This is a genomic window from Pseudomonas moorei, assembly GCF_042846945.1.
GTDB lineage: Bacteria > Pseudomonadota > Gammaproteobacteria > Pseudomonadales > Pseudomonadaceae > Aquipseudomonas > Aquipseudomonas moorei.
Window position 1 is genome coordinate 3,328,688 of sequence record NZ_AP035776.1, and the last position, 17,477, is coordinate 3,346,164.

Annotated in this window: 14 protein-coding genes and 4 tRNA genes; 14 read left to right on the forward strand and 4 right to left on the reverse strand. The window is 59.9% G+C overall.

From position 1 onward, the window contains the following. Window positions 1–50: 50 nt before the first annotated feature. A complete protein-coding gene (locus ACGJAX_RS15500; protein WP_248914054.1) occupies window positions 51–1,601 on the reverse strand; it encodes an MDR family MFS transporter in 1,551 nt (516 codons plus the stop codon). After that, window positions 1,591–2,640, reverse strand: a complete 1,050-nt coding sequence (locus tag ACGJAX_RS15505) for an HlyD family secretion protein (protein WP_090318690.1) — start codon at window positions 2,638–2,640, stop codon at window positions 1,591–1,593. The genes ACGJAX_RS15500 and ACGJAX_RS15505 overlap by 11 nt, the downstream gene beginning before the upstream one ends. Window positions 2,641–2,873: 233 nt before the next feature. On the opposite strand from ACGJAX_RS15505, the gene gltX reads away from it, so the two are divergent. The 10 genes from gltX (at window position 2,874) to ACGJAX_RS15555 (ending at window position 8,856) form a co-directional block, all read left to right on the forward strand. Beyond that, entirely contained in the window at window positions 2,874–4,355 is a 1,482-nt protein-coding gene (gene gltX, locus ACGJAX_RS15510; RefSeq protein WP_090318693.1) for a glutamate--tRNA ligase, read from the forward strand. A gap of 201 nt (window positions 4,356–4,556) precedes the next feature. Then, window positions 4,557–4,632, forward strand: a tRNA-Ala gene (locus ACGJAX_RS15515). A 79-nt stretch (window positions 4,633–4,711) separates the two neighbouring features. Continuing rightward, window positions 4,712–4,787 (forward strand) — tRNA-Glu (locus ACGJAX_RS15520). Window positions 4,788–4,840: 53 nt separating this feature from the next. Further along, window positions 4,841–4,916 (forward strand) — tRNA-Ala (locus ACGJAX_RS15525). Between the two features lie 80 nt (window positions 4,917–4,996). Next, a tRNA-Glu gene (locus ACGJAX_RS15530) sits at window positions 4,997–5,072 on the forward strand. Window positions 5,073–5,256: 184 nt separating this feature from the next. After that, window positions 5,257–5,796: a TetR family transcriptional regulator gene (locus ACGJAX_RS15535; RefSeq protein ID WP_390955286.1), complete on the forward strand. Its 540-nt coding sequence runs from the start codon at window positions 5,257–5,259 to the stop codon at window positions 5,794–5,796. 29 nt (window positions 5,797–5,825) lie between these two features. Further along, on the forward strand, window positions 5,826–6,659 hold the full coding sequence (locus tag ACGJAX_RS15540; protein WP_090318699.1) for an alpha/beta fold hydrolase: 834 nt from the start codon (window positions 5,826–5,828) through the stop codon (window positions 6,657–6,659). Between the two features lie 48 nt (window positions 6,660–6,707). Then, window positions 6,708–7,145, forward strand: coding sequence for a thioesterase family protein (locus ACGJAX_RS15545; protein ID WP_056853718.1), 438 nt, complete (start codon window positions 6,708–6,710; stop codon window positions 7,143–7,145). Window positions 7,146–7,319: 174 nt separating this feature from the next. Further along, a complete protein-coding gene (locus tag ACGJAX_RS15550; RefSeq protein ID WP_247254169.1) occupies window positions 7,320–8,279 on the forward strand; it encodes a tRNA-dihydrouridine synthase in 960 nt (319 codons plus the stop codon). Between the two features lie 130 nt (window positions 8,280–8,409). Next, window positions 8,410–8,856, forward strand: coding sequence for an Hsp20 family protein (locus ACGJAX_RS15555; protein WP_047531258.1), 447 nt, complete (start codon window positions 8,410–8,412; stop codon window positions 8,854–8,856). Between the two features lie 66 nt (window positions 8,857–8,922). Here ACGJAX_RS15555 and ACGJAX_RS15560 read toward each other — a convergent pair whose 3' ends face one another. After that, window positions 8,923–12,201, reverse strand: coding sequence for a PAS domain S-box protein (locus tag ACGJAX_RS15560; protein WP_090318710.1), 3,279 nt, complete (start codon window positions 12,199–12,201; stop codon window positions 8,923–8,925). A gap of 66 nt (window positions 12,202–12,267) precedes the next feature. Continuing rightward, a complete protein-coding gene (locus ACGJAX_RS15565; RefSeq protein ID WP_090318715.1) occupies window positions 12,268–13,158 on the reverse strand; it encodes a LysR family transcriptional regulator in 891 nt (296 codons plus the stop codon). A 147-nt stretch (window positions 13,159–13,305) separates the two neighbouring features. On the opposite strand from ACGJAX_RS15565, the gene leuC reads away from it, so the two are divergent. From leuC to leuB, 4 genes are all read left to right on the forward strand, one after another. After that, on the forward strand, window positions 13,306–14,724 hold the full coding sequence (gene leuC / locus ACGJAX_RS15570) for a 3-isopropylmalate dehydratase large subunit (RefSeq protein WP_090318719.1): 1,419 nt from the start codon (window positions 13,306–13,308) through the stop codon (window positions 14,722–14,724). A gap of 10 nt (window positions 14,725–14,734) precedes the next feature. Beyond that, window positions 14,735–15,379, forward strand: coding sequence for a 3-isopropylmalate dehydratase small subunit (gene leuD / locus ACGJAX_RS15575; RefSeq protein WP_090318721.1), 645 nt, complete (start codon window positions 14,735–14,737; stop codon window positions 15,377–15,379). A 153-nt stretch (window positions 15,380–15,532) separates the two neighbouring features. After that, entirely contained in the window at window positions 15,533–16,300 is a 768-nt protein-coding gene (locus ACGJAX_RS15580) for a methyltransferase domain-containing protein (RefSeq protein ID WP_390955287.1), read from the forward strand. Window positions 16,301–16,364: 64 nt separating this feature from the next. Continuing rightward, window positions 16,365–17,447, forward strand: coding sequence for a 3-isopropylmalate dehydrogenase (leuB, locus tag ACGJAX_RS15585; protein ID WP_130206987.1), 1,083 nt, complete (start codon window positions 16,365–16,367; stop codon window positions 17,445–17,447). Window positions 17,448–17,477 lie beyond the last annotated feature (30 nt).

Below are 17,477 nucleotides of genomic sequence, written 5' to 3' on the forward strand. Positions count from 1 at the left end.
ACACTGGTCTGTAGGCGCCGGCAAGCCAGCTTCTTGAGACGGCACGAACCTCAATGAGCTTCGCCGGCCTTGAGCCCCGCTGGCAATTTCCTGGTCAGCAACACCGCCAGCATGCTGATCCCCAGCGCAATCCCGACAAGATGAAACGCGTCGTTGTACGCCATGATCGAGGCCTGTTGATGGGCAATCTCGCTGAGTTTGCCCAGCGCCGCCGTTTCGCTGCCCAGGCGATCGGTCAAAGAGGCCATGCGTTCAGCCACTTGTGGGTTGCCGGGAACGATGGATTCGCGCAAGTAATCAAAGTACGTCTTTGTACGCGCATCCAGCAGGGTGGCGAGCAGGGCGATGCCAATGGCGCCGCCGAGGTTGCGCAAGATGTTGAACAGGCTCGACGCCGAGCCGGCGTCCTGGGGCAGGATGTAGGCAGTGGCAATCAACGAAATGGTGACCATGATCAGCGGCTGGCCCAGAGCACGGACGATCTGGATCTGATTGAACTGCGGTCCGGCAAAGTCCGGGTTCAACACGCCCGAAGAAAAACTCGCCACGCCGAACAGTGCGAAACCCATCGCGCACAGCCATTTGGGCGAGATGTACTTCATCAGCTTGGGCACCAGCGGGATCAGAAACAGCTGCGGCACGCCCATCCACATGATCACCTCGCCGATCTGCAGGGCGTTGTAGTTCTGGATCTGCGCCAGATACAGCGGCAACAGATAGATCGAACCGTACAACCCGACGCCCATCCCGACGCTGGAAATGCTCGATAGACCGAAGTTGCGATTGCCGAGGATGCGCAGGTTGATCAGCGGGTTGGGCTTGGAAAACTGTACGATCACAAACGTCATCAGGCTGAGCAGCGCGATGCTGCCGAGGGTGACGATCAGGTTCGACTCGAGCCAGTCCTTGCGATGGCCTTCCTCCAGAAACACCTGCAAACAGCCAAGGCCGACGCCGAGGGTGACGATCCCTGCGTAATCGGTGCTTTTGAGCAGTTCCCAGTGTGCTTCCTTCTTCTCCAGGCCGTACATCAGGCCGGCGATCATGATCAGGCCGGGGGGCACGTTGATGTAGAAGATGTATTCCCAGCCCCAGTTTTCCGTCAGCCAGCCGCCCAGCGTCGGGCCAATCGACGGCGCGAAGGTGGCGGTCATGGCGAACATGGCCATGCCCTTGGCGCGGTGGTGTTCAGGGAGTTTGATCAGGGTGAGGGTGAAGGCGAGCGGGATCAGCGCGCCACCGGTGAAGCCTTGCAAGGCGCGAAAGACAATCATGCTCTCCAGGCTCCAGGCCATGGAGCAGAGGAGCGATGCGGCGAGAAATCCAAGGGACACCCACACCGCCAGACGTCGCGCCGACAATAGCTGCACCAGCCAAGCGGTCAGCGGAATCATGATGATTTCCGCCACCAGGTACGAGGTGGAAATCCACGAGCCTTCTTCCAGGGTGGCCGACAGCGCACCCTGGATATCCTTGAGCGAAGAGTTGGTGATCTGGATGTCGAGCACAGCCATGAAGGCGCCGAGCATCACGCTCATGACCGCGATCCAGTCCCGCCGGGTCGGTTCCCCGACCGGACGGATCAGTTGATCACCGGCCATTGTCAGGGGCGTCTTTGATATTCACTTTGACCGTGACCGACATGCCTGGACGGATCCTGCCGCGCAGGGGATTGTCCGGGGCGAAGGTCAGCTTTACCGGCATCCGTTGTACGACTTTGGTGAAGTTGCCCGTGGCATTGTCCGGCGGCAACAGGCTGAACTGCGCGCCTGACGCGGCGAACAGGCTGTCGACCCGCGCTTCGATCGGCGTGTCGCTGTAGGCGTCGAAAATCAGCTCGGCTTTCTGGCCGGGTTGCATGTGGCCGATCTGGGTTTCCTTGAAGTTGGCCTGAATCCAGATGTCTTCATCCGGCACGATCGACAGCAAATAGGCGCCGGCCTGTACGTACTGGCCTTCGCGAGCGGCGCGCTGGCCAATCAGACCGCTGATAGGGGCGTGGATTTCGCTGCGGGTGAGGTTCAGTTCAGCCTGGGCGAGATCGGTTTTGGCGTTGGCAATTTGCGCGTCGAGGCGTTTGATTTCGGCGGTCAGTGCGTTGACTTGCTGGCGCTGGCCCTGGGAATCCGCCTGGGCCTTGGCCAGTTGCGAGCGGGCAATATGGGTGTCGGCGGAGAGGGTGGTGACCCGTTCCTCCGAGACATAACCGGGCTTGCGCAAAGTCTCGGCGCGGTTCAGGTCGATCTGTGAGCGACCCAGGCTCGCTTGCATGGACGCGACTTGCGCATCGCTGGCGGCAATCAGGCTGCTTTGCTGCGTCAGTTTGCTCTGGGCTTGCAGGCGTTCGGCTTCGCGGGTGGCGAGGGCCGCGTTGGCGCGGTCGACGGCGAGGTGGAAATCATCCCCTTCAAGTTTGACCAGCAACTGGCCTTTCTCGACATGTTGGTTGTCCTGGACCAGCACCTTGTCAATGCGCGCCCCCAGCTGGCTGGACACGCGGGTGATCTCGCCCTGGACGTACGCGTTGTCAGTGCTTTCGTAAAAACGCCCTTTGAAAAACCAATGGGCAAAAAAGCCCGCGGCGATCAGCAGGACGATTATCAGGAAAATGGACAGGCGACGCTTGAGTTGGGCAGGCATGGGGCAAACTGTAGTCGAGAAATTGTCAGGAAAGTTATCAGCAGGCGAATCTTGCATACAGCCGATAAACGGTAAATGCCATTGGCTGATATTCGGTCATTCACCGTGGGAAACGGGCGTTGTAGGCGCAACCTTGGCTTAAATGCCCTGCTTACTGGAGCAGGGCGTACGTCGCCTGTTACCATTCGCCCCTTGTCTGATCTTCGCTTTCTATTCTTTTGTTGAGACTTGCCATGACCACCGTCCGCACGCGCATCGCGCCATCGCCTACCGGGGACCCCCACGTAGGTACCGCTTACATCGCATTGTTCAACTACTGCTTTGCCAAGCAGCACGGCGGTGAGTTCATCCTGCGGATCGAAGACACTGACCAGCTGCGTTCGACCCGTGAGTCCGAACAGCAGATTTTCGACGCCTTGCGCTGGTTGGGCATCGACTGGAGTGAAGGCCCGGACGTGGGTGGCCCGCACGGTCCTTACCGTCAGAGCGAGCGTGGCGACATTTATCAGAAGTATTGCCAGCAACTGGTCGACATGGGTCATGCCTTCCCGTGCTTCTGCACCGCCGAAGAACTGGACCAGATGCGCGCCGAGCAAATGGCTCGTGGCGAGACGCCGCGTTACGACGGCCGTGCGCTGTTGCTGTCCAAGGAAGAAGTCGCACGCCGCCTGGCCGCTGGCGAACCGCACGTGATCCGCATGAAGGTGCCGAGCGAAGGCGTCTGCGTGGTTCCGGACATGCTGCGTGGCGACGTTGAAATCCCGTGGGATCGCATGGACATGCAAGTCCTGATGAAGACCGACGGCCTGCCGACCTACTTCCTGGCCAACGTGGTCGATGACCACCTGATGGGCATCACCCACGTGTTGCGTGGAGAAGAGTGGCTGCCATCGGCGCCGAAACTGATCCTCCTGTACGAATACTTCGGTTGGGAGCAGCCGGAGCTGTGCTACATGCCGCTGCTGCGTAACCCGGACAAGAGCAAGCTGTCCAAGCGCAAGAACCCGACTTCGGTGACGTTCTACGAGCGCATGGGTTTCATGCCCGAAGCGATGCTCAACTACCTGGGGCGCATGGGCTGGTCGATGCCGGACGAGCGAGAGAAGTTCTCGCTTCAGGAAATGGTCGATAACTTCGATCTCAAGCGTGTGTCCCTGGGCGGGCCGATTTTCGACATCGAGAAATTGTCGTGGCTCAATGGCCAGTGGCTACGCGACCTGCCGGTGGAAGAATTCGCCGCGCGCGTGCAGAAGTGGGCCTTCAATTCCGAATACATGATGAAGATCGCGCCGCACGTGCAGGGCCGTGTCGAGACCTTCAGCCAGGTCGCACCGTTGGCCGGGTTCTTCTTTGCCGGTGGCGTGAATCCGGACGCCAGGCTGTTCGAGTCGAAGAAACTGTCCGGCGATCAGGTTCGTCAGTTGATGCAGTTGATCCTGTGGAAGCTGGAAAGCCTGCGTCAGTGGGAGAAGGACAGCATCACTGCGACCATTCAGGCCGTGGTCGAGTCCCTGGAGCTGAAGCTGCGTGACGCCATGCCGTTGATGTTCGCCGCGATCACCGGTCAGGCGAGCTCGGTGTCCGTGCTCGATGCGATGGAAATCCTCGGTCCGGACCTGACGCGTTTCCGTCTGCGCCAGGCGATTGACCTGCTGGGCGGCGTGTCGAAGAAAGAAAACAAAGAGTGGGAAAAGCTGCTGGGCGCTATTGCCTGAGCGCGTCTGACTCTGCGGTAGCCGTCGGAGGCCTGGATATTTGCTCCTGTCCTCCGGCGTTTTCTCCCGAATTTGCGGGGGAAGGGTGGTAAGTGATTGTAATGCCGACAAAAATTTTTGAAATTTTTTAAAAATAAGTTTGACAGGCTTTCGATACACCCTTAAGATTCGCCCCGTCCTCAGCGATGACATCAACGATGAGGGGCTATAGCTCAGCTGGGAGAGCGCTTGCATGGCATGCAAGAGGTCGACGGTTCGATCCCGTCTAGCTCCACCAATTTACACTTCAAGGTCTGGCCACACCGGCCTTGAAGCGATCAACACTCAGCGTTGATCAGTTGTATAGAAGGGTTTGCGTCCCCTTCGTCTAGTGGCCTAGGACACCGCCCTTTCACGGCGGTAACAGGGGTTCGAGTCCCCTAGGGGACGCCAGTTTTACAGAAGCGATGTTACAAGATGTCGCTCCGCCGCGAGGCGAAAAATCCGGGGCTATAGCTCAGCTGGGAGAGCGCTTGCATGGCATGCAAGAGGTCGACGGTTCGATCCCGTCTAGCTCCACCAATTTTACAGTTCAAGGTCTGGCCACACCGGCCTTGAATCGATCAGCTCTCAGCACTGATCAGTTGTATAGAAGGGTTTGTGTCCCCTTCGTCTAGTGGCCTAGGACACCGCCCTTTCACGGCGGTAACAGGGGTTCGAGTCCCCTAGGGGACGCCACGATTACCCGCTCTGCGGGATTTTATAAGGGTCATTCAATTATTGAATGGCCCTTTTGTTTGTCTGGCGTTTGGCCAAATTCCCCCATTTCTTTCAAACTGTTCTTCAGACCAGCGGTCACATCCACGACTTGCAGAAATTTATTATGAGAATAATATTCTAGTCGTAATATTCGGAGGCAACGATGAACGATAAAAAAGCTCAAACCCGTGAACGCATCCTCAAGGCTGCCAGCGCAGCGCTGATTCAGCGCGGCCCGGCCGAGCCTAGCGTGGGCGAAGTCATGGGCGCAGCCGGCCTGACCGTCGGCGGCTTTTATGCGCACTTCGAAAGCAAGGACGCAATGATGCTGGAGGCGTTCAAGCAATTGTTGGGTCGCCGTCGTGAGCTGATTGCCGACATGGATGCCGAGCTGACCGGTGAAGAGCGTCGCGCGCTGGTCGCTGCGTTCTATCTGTCGCGCAAGCATCGTGATTCCAGCGAGTCTGCGTGCCCGATCCCGGCGTCGATCGGTGAGCTCGGACGTCTGCCCGATGCCTTCCGGGTCGCACTGAATGAACACATGGAACTGATGGTCGCGCAGTTGGCGTCCAGTCCTGAAGATACCGATAAAGCCCTGGCCGACTTGGCCTTGATGGTGGGCGGTCTGGCGCTGGCACGGGCGCTGGGTCCTGGTGATCTATCCGATCGATTGCTGCGCGCCGCCAAGTCGGCAGTGCGTTGACCTGAAGGCTTGCGCCTGAGGAGAGAGCGATGAGCGCGTTAAAGTGGGTTCGTGGCGTCAATGGCACCTTGGGTTGGTTTGCTCCAAAGCTGGTCGCAAGCAAAATGCGACTGGCATTCATGACGCCGCGAGAATTTGCGCCGCGTGATTGGGAATTGCCGCTGCTGGCCAAATCCGAGCGGATCACGTTGCGCTTCGGTCTCTCGGCATTGCGCTGGGGGCAGGGTCCGGCAGTGTTACTGATGCACGGTTGGGAAGGCCGGCCGACGCAGTTTGCCAGTCTCATCACCGCTTTGGTCGATGCCGGTTATTCCGTGGTTGCCCTTGATGGTCCGGCGCACGGTCGTTCACCGGGAACCGAAGCGAACGTAGTGCTGTTCGCCCGCGCCATGCTCGAAGCCGCCGCCGAATTGCCGCCCTTGCAAGCAGTCATCGGTCATTCGATGGGTGGCGCCAGCGCCATGCTGGCCGTGCAGCTGGGCTTGCGTACCGAAACCCTGGTTACCATCGCGGCTCCGGCGCGAATTCTCGGCGTACTGCGCGGCTTCGCGCGTTATGTGGGGTTGCCGCCAAAAGCTCGCTCGGCATTCATTCGTCAGGTTGAGAAGGACGTCGGCATGCGCGCCGCAACGCTGGATGTGGCGCACTACCAACTGGACATGCCTGGCCTGATCGTCCATGCCGAAGACGACAAGTTTGTCTCGGTGAAGGAATCGCAGGCGATCCATGAAGCCTGGTTCGACAGCCGCCTGTTGCGCCTGCAGGAAGGTGGTCATCAACGAGTATTGGCCGACCCTCGGGTGATTGATGGCGTGCTATCACTGCTGGCCGGACGCCGTCTGCAATCGCGCCAATCGGCCTGAGCATCCGTTACACTGCCCCGGTCGACATCATCTGACCGGGAGTGGGGCATGGGCTGGGATCGGGCAACGCCATTTATCATTGATCTGCAAGTAGGCGCCGAGGACATCGACGGACTGGGGCACGCCAATAATGCGGTATACGTCACCTGGCTTGAGCGTTGTGCCTGGCGCCATTCCCAGCGCCTGGGCCTGGATCTGGTCGAATACCGGCGGCTGGACCGGGCGATGGCGGTGGTGCGGCATGAGATCGATTACCTGGCGGCCGCTTATGAAGGCGACGAGCTGCAATTGGCGACCTGGATCGTCGATTGGGATCAGCGCCTGAAAATGACTCGTCACTTCCAGTTGAAGCGCCCGAGCGACAACTCGACGTTGCTGCGGGCGCAAACCACCTTCGTTTGCATCGAACTGTCCAGTGGCAAGCCCAAGCGCATGCCGGCGGAGTTCATCGAGGGGTATGGCCCGGCCTTACAGGTCCTGATTTGACAAGACTGTGTGGCGAGGGAGCTTGCTCCCTTTAGAGTGCGCAGCACTCTCCATTTGCAGGAGGACCGCTTCGCGCTCCAGCGGGAGCAAGCTCCCTCGCTACAAAGGTATGCGCAAGTCTTTCGCTCGATAATCCAGTAAACTGCCGCACGTTTTTCGTTGAGTGTGTTTTTCATGCAAATTGCCTTGGCGCCCATGGAGGGGTTGGTCGACGACATCCTGCGCGACGTGCTGACCCGCGTGGGTGGCATTGACTGGTGCGTAACCGAGTTCATTCGTGTCAACGATCAGTTGCTCACGCCTGCCTATTTCCACAAGTTCGGCCCGGAATTGCTCAACGGTGCTCGCACTGCTGCCGGTGTGCCGCTGCGCGTGCAGTTGTTGGGTTCTGATCCGGTTTGCCTGGCAGAAAATGCTGCGCTGGCTTGTGAGCTGGGTTCCGAAGTGATCGATCTGAACTTCGGCTGTCCGGCCAAGACCGTGAACAAGTCCCGCGGGGGAGCGGTTCTGCTCAAGGAGCCGGAGCTGCTGAACCAGATCGTCGAACATGTCCGCCGCGCCGTTCCGGCGCATATTCCGGTGACCGCCAAGATGCGTCTGGGCTTCGACAGCCCGGATGGCTCGCTGGTGTGCGCCACGGCCCTGGCCGAAGGTGGCGCGGCGCACATCGTGGTCCATGCACGAACCAAGACCGACGGCTACAAGCCACCGGCGCATTGGGAATGGATTCCGCGGGTACAGGACGTGGTCAAGGTGCCGGTCTTTGCCAACGGCGATATCTGGAGTGTCGAAGACTGGCGCCGTTGCCGCGAAATCAGCGGTGTGGAAGACATCATGCTGGGTCGCGGCCTGGTTTCGCGTCCGGATCTGGCTCGGCAAATCGCCGCCGCGCGTGCCGGTGAAGAGGTCATCGAGATGACCTGGGCCGAGCTGCTGCCTCTGATTCAGGACTTCTGGCTGCAAGCCAAGGCGCAGATGACGCCCCGTCAATCGCCGGGTCGCTTGAAGCAGTGGCTGGCGATGCTGACCCGCAATTATCCCGAAGCGGTGGAGCTGTTCAGCGTCCTGCGCCGCGAGACCGAACTGGATCAGGTCTCGCGTTTGTTGGGGTTGCAGGTCGCTGAAGCCGCCTGAAAACAGCTAAAAAAAATTTGAAAAAAATCTCTTGAAAAGTAATCGGCGGTCCCTATCTAAGGGTTACGCGATGCCGAATTCGGGTCGCGGAGACAAACAACTTGCTGATAGTTTTCAGGAGATTTGAACCATGAGTACTGCATTTTCCCTGGCGCCTCTGTTTCGTTCCTCGGTAGGCTTCGACCGTTTCAACGACCTGTTCGAAACCGCCCTGCGCAACGAGCCAGGCAGCACCTACCCACCGTACAACGTCGAAAAACACGGTGACGATCAATACCGCATCGTCGTGGCGGCGGCCGGTTTCCAGGAAGAAGACCTGGAGCTGCAAGTCGAGAAGGGTGTGCTGACCATCAGTGGCGGCAAGCGTGACAGCAACGAAGGCGTGACCTTCCTGCACCAGGGCATCGCCCAGCGCGCGTTCAAGCTGTCGTTCCGACTGGCGGACCATATCGAAATCAAGGCTGCCGGCCTGAGCAACGGTCTGTTGAGCATCGACCTGCTGCGGGTGATTCCGGAAGAGGCGAAAGCCAAACGCATCCCGATCAACGGGACGGAAAAACCGGCTCTGCAGCACTGAGTCAGAGCAACAAGAAGGGGCGCCATTGGCGCCCCTTTTTTGTACCCGGCCTCTGGAAAGATCCGGTTATCTCAGTAGTTTCTGAAACTCCTCCACCGGCAACGGCCGGCTGTGCAGGTAACCCTGATAGAAATGGCAGTCCAGCCCCTGCAAGAACGCCAGTTGCTCCGGTGTTTCCACCCCTTCGGCGATCACCTTGAGTTCCAGGCTGCGAGCCATGGCCACGATGGCGCGGATGATTTCGGCGTCATTGGGGTCGGTGGTGGCGTCGCGGATGAACGACTGGTCGATTTTCAGGGTGTCGACCGGCAGGCGCTTGAGGTAGGTCAGCGAGGAATAACCGGTGCCGAAGTCGTCCATGGCAAAGCTCACGCCGAGTTTTTTCAGGCGACGCATTTTGCTGATGGTGTCTTCCAGATTCTGGATGACGATGCCTTCGGTGATTTCCAGTTTCAGCAGCGAGCAGGGCAGACCGTGGCTGGCAAGACTGTTTTCGATGCGTTCGACAAAGTCGTTCTGGCGGAACTGCCGTGGGCTGATATTGACGCACAGGCTGAAGTTCAGCGGGTCGATCAGGCGATTGGCGATCAGTTGCCTGAAGGCCTGACAGGCTTCGTCGAGAATCCAGGTGCCGACCTCCAGGATCAGCCCGCTGTCCTCCAGCACCTTGATGAATTCGGTCGGCGATTGCGCGCCGAGTTCGGGATGGGTCCAGCGCACCAGGGCCTCGGCGCCGACGATGCGGTTATTGCGGGCATCGAGCTGGGGCTGGTAGTGCACGCGAAATTCACCCCGCGACAGCGCCAGGCGCAGATCGGTCTCCATGCGCAGGCGCTCGCTGGCAGCCTTCTGCATGGTGTTGTGATACATCTGCGCGGTGTTGCGCCCCGAATCTTTGGCGCGATAGAGGGCAATGTCCGCGCGTTTGAGCAAATCGGTCGGCGTGGAGCCGTGGTCGGGAATCAGGGCAATGCCGATACTCGGCGTCACTTGCAGGCGCTGGCCATCGAGGAACATCGGTTCCGACAGCAATTCACGCAGGGTATCGGCCAGTTCGCGCACCTGATCACTGACTTCACTGCGTGAGCCTTCGAGACCGCTGAGCAGGACCACGAATTCGTCGCCGCCCAGGCGTGCGACGGTGTCTTCCATGCGCACACTGGCTTCCAGGCGGGCAGTGATGATCTTCAGCACCGTGTCGCCCACCGGATGGCCGAGGGAATCGTTGATGTGCTTGAAATGATCGAGGTCTAGAAACATCAGAGCGCCGCGCAGGTTGTGGCGTTTGAGCAAGGCGATCTGCTGGCTCAAGCGGTCCATCAGCAGTGCACGGTTGGGCAGATTGGTCAATGGGTCGTGGTAGGCCAGGTGACGGATCTGCGCTTCGGCGTTTTTCAGCAGGCTGACGTCCCGGGCGGTCAGCAGCAGGCATGCGGTTTCATTGAGGGTGATCGGTTCCACCGACACTTCCACTGTGAGCAATTCGCCGCGCTTGTTGCGCCCGAGCATTTCCTGGTGATGAACCCGGCCCTTGATCTGCAATTCAGCCAATAACGCCGAACGTTGTTTTTCTTCGGCCCAGATGCCGACCTGATACACCGTGCGCCCGATCACTTCGTCGGCGCGGTAGCCGGTCAGGCGGCAGAAACCGTCGTTGACCTCCAGATAACGCCCGGTGTCGCGTTCGGTGATGGTGATGGCATCGGGGCTTGAATGAAATGCCTTGGCGAACTTTTCTTCGCTGGCCTTGAGCGCGGCTTCCGAGCGCTGTTGCTGGGTGATGTCCCTTAGGGTGGTGACCACGCATGGCTGGTCGCCGACGCTGATCTGCCGGCTCGAGATCACGCAGGTCAGCGACTGCCCGTCCTTGTGCTGGACGAGGATGGCCACGTTGTTCAGGCTTTGCTCGCGGATCACCTGTTCGATGCGCTGCAGGCTTTTTGCCGAGGCGTCCCACAGGCCGATTTCGTCGGCGCTGCGTCCAATGACATCGGCGGCACTCCAGCCAAAGGTCTGGGTGAAGCTGGAGTTGATTTCGATGAAGTGCCCAGTGTCCTGGCGGGTGACGCAGATCGGGTCCGGGCTGACCTGGAACAGGGTGGCGAATTTCTCTTCGGAAGCCACCAGCTGCTGTTCGCGTTCGACTTGATCGGTGATGTCGAGCAGGGTGCCGGCCATGCGCAGTGGCAGGCCGTTTTCGTCGCGATAGAGCCGGGCGCGGCTTTCCAGGTAGCGTGAGGTGCCGTCCTCCAGTTGTACCCGGTAGGTCAGTTGATAATTGCCCGCCGGACCTTCGCGCAGGCTACGGTAGGCGTCGCGCATGGAATCGCGTTCCTCGCCGGGCACGCCTTCGAAAAAGTCTTCGAAAGATTCGTGGAACGGTTTCGCGTCCATCCCGTGCAACTGGGCGGCGCGGGCCGAGCCGTAAAGCATGCCGCTGGGAATGTGCCAGTCCCAGGTACCCAGTTGCGCAGAATCGAGGGCCAGGTCGAGGCGCTCCTGACTGTCTTTCAAGGCGTGCTCGGCGGCTTTGCGTTCGGTGGTGTCGAGGAAGGTGCTCAGCAGATACGGTTGGCCTTCGAGCTCGACCTTTTGCGCGCTGAGGATGCCGTCGTGGATCTGGCCATTGCTGGCGCGAAACTGCACTTCCATGTTGATCAGTTCGCCCTTGGCCTTGGTGGCTTTGACCAGAACCGCCCGCTGTTCGGGGTGCACCCAAAGGCCCAGTTCCAGGGTGGTACGGCCGATCGCATCCTGTACCGGCCAGCCGAACAGGCTCTCGAAATACTGGTTGGCCTCAGTGATCAGACCGTCTTCCTGGCGGGTCAGCAGGACCATGTTCGGGCACAGGTGAAAGAGGGTGGCGAAACGCTTTTCCGAGCTGCTGAGCGCCTGCTCGCGCTGGCGCTGGTGGGTGATTTCGCGTATCACCCCGATCATGCGTGGCCGGCCGTGTTTGTCGGGCAGCAGGCTGCCATTGATCTCCAGCCAATGCAGGCTGCCGTCGGGCCAGCGAATGCGATGGTGCATCGCTTGCTCCAGCGGTGCGCCGGCGATCACGGCGTGGAAGGCGCGAACGGTTTTCGCTCGGTCTTCCGGGGGCAGCAAATCGAGGTATTCCAGATCGGCGGGCAACGGTTGGCGTGGATCAAAGCCAAACAGCGCCTGGGTGCCGCGAGACCAGCTGATCTGCCCGCGTTCGATATCCCAATACCAGGCGCCCAAACGCGCGCCGTTCAGGGCAGCCAACAATTGGGGGGCACTTTCCCAGCTCTGCTCGGATCGTTGAGGGTCAAGTGCCTGGATTCGCGGCATCGGCGGAATACGGTCAACAGATTTCGGCATTGGCAAGCCTTAGGCTGATTTGGGCATTTGGCACAGGAATTCGCGGCTCTATAGGAGTAGCACAAGTTAGCCTTGAGTCCCTGGCAGATCGATTTGAGCCTCCAGCAAGGCCATGAAGGCCCGCGCTGCATTCGATAGCGTCCGTTCTGTGTGCAGGATATAGCCTAGCTGGCGAGACAGTTGTATGCCCGGTAGGGGTATTCGCGCAACTTGATCATCGAGCATGGTGCGCGGCAGCACGCTCCAGGCCAGGCCAATCGACACCATCATTTTGATGGTTTCCAGATAATTGGTGCTCATGGCGATGTTTGGCGTCAACCCCTGGGCTTCGAACAGGCGCTGGACGATGTGATGGGTGAACGTGTTGCCGCCGGGGAACACGGCCGGATGCCGGGCAATGTCCGCCAGGCTGACCGGGCCGTTGGTGAGCAGCGAATGCTCCGGGGCGACCACGAAATCCAGCGGGTCGTCCCACACCGGGGTGGCCTTGACCAGCGCATGAGGTTCCGGCGCCAGGGTAATGACCGCCAATTCGGCGCGACCATGCAGGATCTCTTCGTAGGCCACTTCCGAGTCGAGGAATTGAATGTCCAGCGCGACGTCGGGGTAGCGGCGGGTGAACGCCCTTAATAAAGGGGGGAGGCGGTGCAGGCCAATGTGGTGACTGGTGGCCAGTGTCAGCCGACCGGTGACCTCGCCGGTGAGGTTGGTCAGGGCACGGCGAGTATCATCGAGTACGTTCAAAATCTGATAAGCACGCGGCAGCAGGGCGCGACCCGCCTCTGTCAGACCGACTTCACGACCCAGTCGATCAAACAGGCGCACCTTTAATTGCTGCTCCAGCCCGGCGATACGTTTACTGATCGCAGGTTGCGTCAGGTGCAGGCGCTCGCCGGCCCCGGAGAAACTTCCTGTCTCGGCGATGGCAATAAAAGCATTGAGGTTGGCCAGGTCCATGGTTGCATTCCAGTTGGTTATCCAAAGCATAAAAAATATGAATTTGAGTTATTTAATGTAACCCCATAGGATCAGCCTCACAAGCCAAAGGGTTATTGAAATCTCAACGCCCGGGGCATAGAAACAAGCTGATGAGGAAACCGTCTGATGGCCGGCAAAACGCTCTACGACAAGCTCTGGGATTCGCATTTGGTCAAGCAGCGCGACGATGGCTCTGCGCTGATCTACATCGACCGTCACATCATTCACGAAGTGACCTCGCCGCAAGCCTTCGAAGGCCTGCGTCTGGCCGGGCGCAAGCCTTGGCGCATTGATGCCAACATCGCGACCCCGGACCACAACGTACCGACCACACCGGAGCGCAAGGGCGGCATCGACGCCATTGTTGACCAGGTCTCGCGCCTGCAGGTCCAGACCCTTGACGATAACTGCGATGAATACGGCATTGTCGAATTCAAGATGAACGACGTGCGCCAAGGCATCGTTCACGTCATCGGCCCGGAGCAGGGGGCAACCTTGCCGGGCATGACCGTGGTCTGCGGCGACTCCCATACCTCGACCCACGGTGCCTTCGGTGCCCTGGCTCACGGTATCGGCACCTCCGAGGTCGAGCACGTGCTCGCCACCCAGTGCCTGGTCGCCAAGAAAATGAAAAACATGCTGGTGCGCGTCGAAGGCCAATTGCCGTTCGGCGTGACCGCCAAGGACATCGTACTCGCCGTGATCGGCAAGATCGGTACCGCCGGCGGGAACGGCCATGCCATCGAATTCGCCGGTAGCGCGATTCGTGACCTGTCCGTCGAAGGCCGCATGACCATCTGCAACATGTCCATCGAGGCCGGCGCTCGCGTAGGTCTGGTGGCGGCCGACGAAAAAACCGTGGCTTACGTGAAAGGTCGTCCATTCGCCCCGAAAGGCGCGGAATGGGACCTGGCGGTCGAAGCCTGGAAAGACCTGGTGTCCGATGCCGATGCGGTATTCGATACCGTGGTCGAGCTCGACGCGAGCCAGATCAAGCCGCAAGTCAGCTGGGGTACTTCGCCTGAAATGGTCCTGGCCGTTGATCAGAACGTGCCGGACCCGGCCAGGGAAATGGACCTGGTCAAGCGTGGCTCCATCGAGCGCGCCCTGAAATACATGGGTTTGACCGCCAATCAGGCGATCACCGACATTCAGCTGGACCGCGTGTTCATCGGTTCCTGCACCAACTCGCGCATCGAAGACTTGCGCGCGGCTGCCGTGATTGCCAAGGGCCGCAAAGTGGCCTCGACCATCAAACAGGCCATCGTCGTGCCGGGCTCGGGTCTGGTGAAGGCCCAGGCCGAATCGGAAGGCCTGGACAAGATTTTCCTCGAAGCCGGTTTCGAATGGCGTGAGCCGGGTTGCTCGATGTGCCTGGCGATGAACCCGGACCGTTTAGAGTCCGGTGAGCACTGCGCCTCGACGTCCAACCGTAACTTCGAAGGCCGTCAGGGCGCCGGTGGTCGTACCCACCTCGTGAGCCCGGCCATGGCCGCCGCCGCCGCTGTGAACGGTCGTTTCGTCGACGTCCGTGAATTGATCTAAGGAGCGCAGCATGAAAGCTTTTACCCAGCACACTGGACTTGTCGCGCCTCTGGATCGTGCCAACGTCGACACCGACCAGATCATCCCCAAGCAATTCCTGAAATCGATCAAGCGCACGGGTTTCGGCCCGAACCTGTTCGATGAATGGCGCTACCTGGATGTGGGGCAACCGTATCAGGACAACTCCAAGCGCCCGCTGAACAAGGACTTCGTCCTCAACGCCGAGCGTTATCAAGGCGCCAGCGTCTTGCTGGCCCGTGAAAACTTCGGTTGCGGCTCCAGCCGTGAACACGCGCCGTGGGCTCTGGAAGAGTACGGTTTCCGCAGCATCATCGCGCCGAGCTATGCCGACATCTTCTTCAACAACAGCTTCAAGAACGGCTTGCTGCCGATCATCTTGAGCGATGCCGAAGTTGATGAGCTTTTCCAGCAGGTTGAAGCCAATCCGGGCTACCAGTTGCAGATCGACCTGCAAGCCCAGACCGTGACCCGCCCGGACGGCAAGGTCCTGAGCTTCGAAATCGACGCTTTCCGCAAACACTGCCTGCTCAATGGCCTGGACGACATCGGCCTGACCTTGCAGGACGGCGACGCGATTGCGGCGTTTGAAGCCAGGCACCGTGCGAGCCAGCCTTGGTTGTTTCGCGACGCGTGATTGATTCGAGATTTTTGTAGTCAGGGCCGTCTCCATCGCTGGCAAGCCAGCTCCCACAGGGATTTGCGGTGTTCACAAAACCTGTGGGAGCGAGCTTGCTCGCGATGAGGCCAGACCAGACACCCCAAGACTCACCCCCAAAAGGAAGTCCCCATGACCAGCACCGCCCAGCACAGCCAGGTAGTCCAAAAGCAATTCGGTGAACAGGCTTCGGCCTACCTGAGCAGCGCCGTACACGCTCAAGGCACTGAATTCGCACTGCTACAGGCCGAACTGGCGGGGAAGGGCGATGCCCGCGTGCTGGACCTGGGTTGCGGTGCCGGTCATGTGAGTTTTCATGTGGCTGGGCTGGTGAAGGAAGTGGTGGCTTACGACCTGTCGCAGCAGATGCTCGACGTGGTGACCACAGCCGCCGCTGATCGTGGTTTGAGCAACGTGTCCACGGTCAATGGCGCCGCCGAATGCTTGCCGTTTGCCGATGGTGAATTCGATTTCGTCTTCAGTCGTTATTCGGCGCACCATTGGAGCGACCTCGGCCTGGCCCTGCGGGAAGTGCGTCGGGTGTTGAAACCGGGTGGCGTGGCGGCGTTCATCGATGTGTTGTCACCGGGCAGCCCGTTGTTTGACACTTACCTGCAAAGCGTCGAAGTGCTGCGTGACACCAGCCACGTGCGCGATTATTCCGCCGGCGAATGGTTGCGCCAGGTCAGCGAGGCGGGGTTGCATACCCGTAGCACCACGCGGCAGCGGCTGCGTCTGGAGTACAACGCCTGGGTCGAGCGCATGCGCACGCCACAGGTGATGCGCGCGGCGATCCGCGAATTGCAGCAGTCGATGGGCAACGAAGTACGCGAATATTTCGAGATTGAGGCCGATGGTTCGTTCAGTACGGATGTACTGGTGCTGTTTGCTGAAAAATAGGTACCGATCGATAGATTTTTCCGGGCGCGCCCCAGGGTGCACCGACTGATGACATGAGGAAAGCATGAGCAAGCAGATTCTGATTCTCCCAGGTGACGGTATTGGCCCGGAAATCATGGCCGAAGCGGTCAAGGTGCTGGAACTGGCCAACGACAAGTACGCCCTGGGCTTCGAGCTGAGTCACGACGTGATCGGTGGCGCCGCCATCGACAAGCACGGCGTGCCGTTGGCCGATGAAACCCTGGAACGTGCCCGTGCCGCCGATGCCGTGCTGCTGGGCGCCGTTGGCGGCCCGAAATGGGACACCATCGAGCGTGACATTCGTCCGGAACGTGGCCTGCTGAAAATCCGTGCGCAACTGGGCCTGTTCGGCAACCTGCGTCCGGCGATCCTGTACCCGCAACTGGCCGAGGCTTCGAGCCTGAAGCCGGAAATCGTCTCCGGCCTGGACATCCTGATCGTTCGCGAGCTGACCGGCGGTATCTATTTCGGCGCCCCGCGTGGCACCCGTACCCTGGAAAACGGCGAGCGTCAGTCCTACGACACCCTGCCGTACAGCGAAAGCGAAATCCGCCGCATCGCCCGTGTCGGTTTCGACATGGCCATGGTCCGTGGCAAGAAACTGTGCTCGGTCGACAAGGCCAACGTGCTGGCCTCCAGCCAGCTGTGGCGTGAAATTGTCGAGGAAGTGGCCAAGGATTATCCTGAGGTCGAACTGAGCCACATGTACGTCGATAACGCCGCGATGCAGCTGGTGCGTGCGCCGAAGCAGTTCGACGTGATCGTCACCGACAACATGTTCGGCGATATCCTGTCTGACCAGGCTTCGATGCTCACCGGCTCCATCGGCATGCTGCCGTCGGCGTCCCTGGACACCAACAACAAAGGCATGTACGAGCCGTGCCATGGTTCGGCGCCGGACATCGCGGGCAAAGGCATCGCCAACCCGTTGGCGACCATTTTGTCGGTGTCGATGATGCTGCGTTACAGCTTCAACCAGCAGGCCGCGGCCGATGCCATCGAAAAAGCCGTCAGCCTGGTGTTGGACCAGGGCTTGCGTACGGGCGACATCTGGTCGGCTGGTTGCACTAAAGTCGGTACGCAGGAAATGGGTGACGCAGTAGTCGCCGCGCTGCGGAATCTGTAATCTCTCGGGCCCGCTGCCACTTTCACCCCT

Excerpts from the sequence above, each read along its gene's own strand:
- leuC (WP_090318719.1), top strand. The coding sequence starts at position 13,306 with ATGGCCGGCAAAACGCTCTACGACAAGCTCTGGGATTCGCATTTGGTC.
- ACGJAX_RS15555 (WP_047531258.1), top strand. The coding sequence starts at position 8,410 with ATGAGTACTGCATTTTCCCTGGCGCCTCTGTTTCGTTCCTCGGTAGGC.
- ACGJAX_RS15580 (WP_390955287.1), top strand. The coding sequence starts at position 15,533 with ATGACCAGCACCGCCCAGCACAGCCAGGTAGTCCAAAAGCAATTCGGT.
- ACGJAX_RS15545 (WP_056853718.1), top strand. The coding sequence starts at position 6,708 with ATGGGCTGGGATCGGGCAACGCCATTTATCATTGATCTGCAAGTAGGC.
- ACGJAX_RS15540 (WP_090318699.1), top strand. The coding sequence starts at position 5,826 with ATGAGCGCGTTAAAGTGGGTTCGTGGCGTCAATGGCACCTTGGGTTGG.
- leuD (WP_090318721.1), top strand. The coding sequence starts at position 14,735 with ATGAAAGCTTTTACCCAGCACACTGGACTTGTCGCGCCTCTGGATCGT.
- leuB (WP_130206987.1), top strand. The coding sequence starts at position 16,365 with ATGAGCAAGCAGATTCTGATTCTCCCAGGTGACGGTATTGGCCCGGAA.
- ACGJAX_RS15505 (WP_090318690.1), bottom strand. The coding sequence starts at position 2,640 with ATGCCTGCCCAACTCAAGCGTCGCCTGTCCATTTTCCTGATAATCGTC.
- ACGJAX_RS15565 (WP_090318715.1), bottom strand. The coding sequence starts at position 13,158 with ATGGACCTGGCCAACCTCAATGCTTTTATTGCCATCGCCGAGACAGGA.
- ACGJAX_RS15535 (WP_390955286.1), top strand. The coding sequence starts at position 5,257 with ATGAACGATAAAAAAGCTCAAACCCGTGAACGCATCCTCAAGGCTGCC.
- gltX (WP_090318693.1), top strand. The coding sequence starts at position 2,874 with ATGACCACCGTCCGCACGCGCATCGCGCCATCGCCTACCGGGGACCCC.
- ACGJAX_RS15560 (WP_090318710.1), bottom strand. The coding sequence starts at position 12,201 with ATGCCGAAATCTGTTGACCGTATTCCGCCGATGCCGCGAATCCAGGCA.
- ACGJAX_RS15550 (WP_247254169.1), top strand. The coding sequence starts at position 7,320 with ATGCAAATTGCCTTGGCGCCCATGGAGGGGTTGGTCGACGACATCCTG.
- ACGJAX_RS15500 (WP_248914054.1), bottom strand. The coding sequence starts at position 1,601 with ATGGCCGGTGATCAACTGATCCGTCCGGTCGGGGAACCGACCCGGCGG.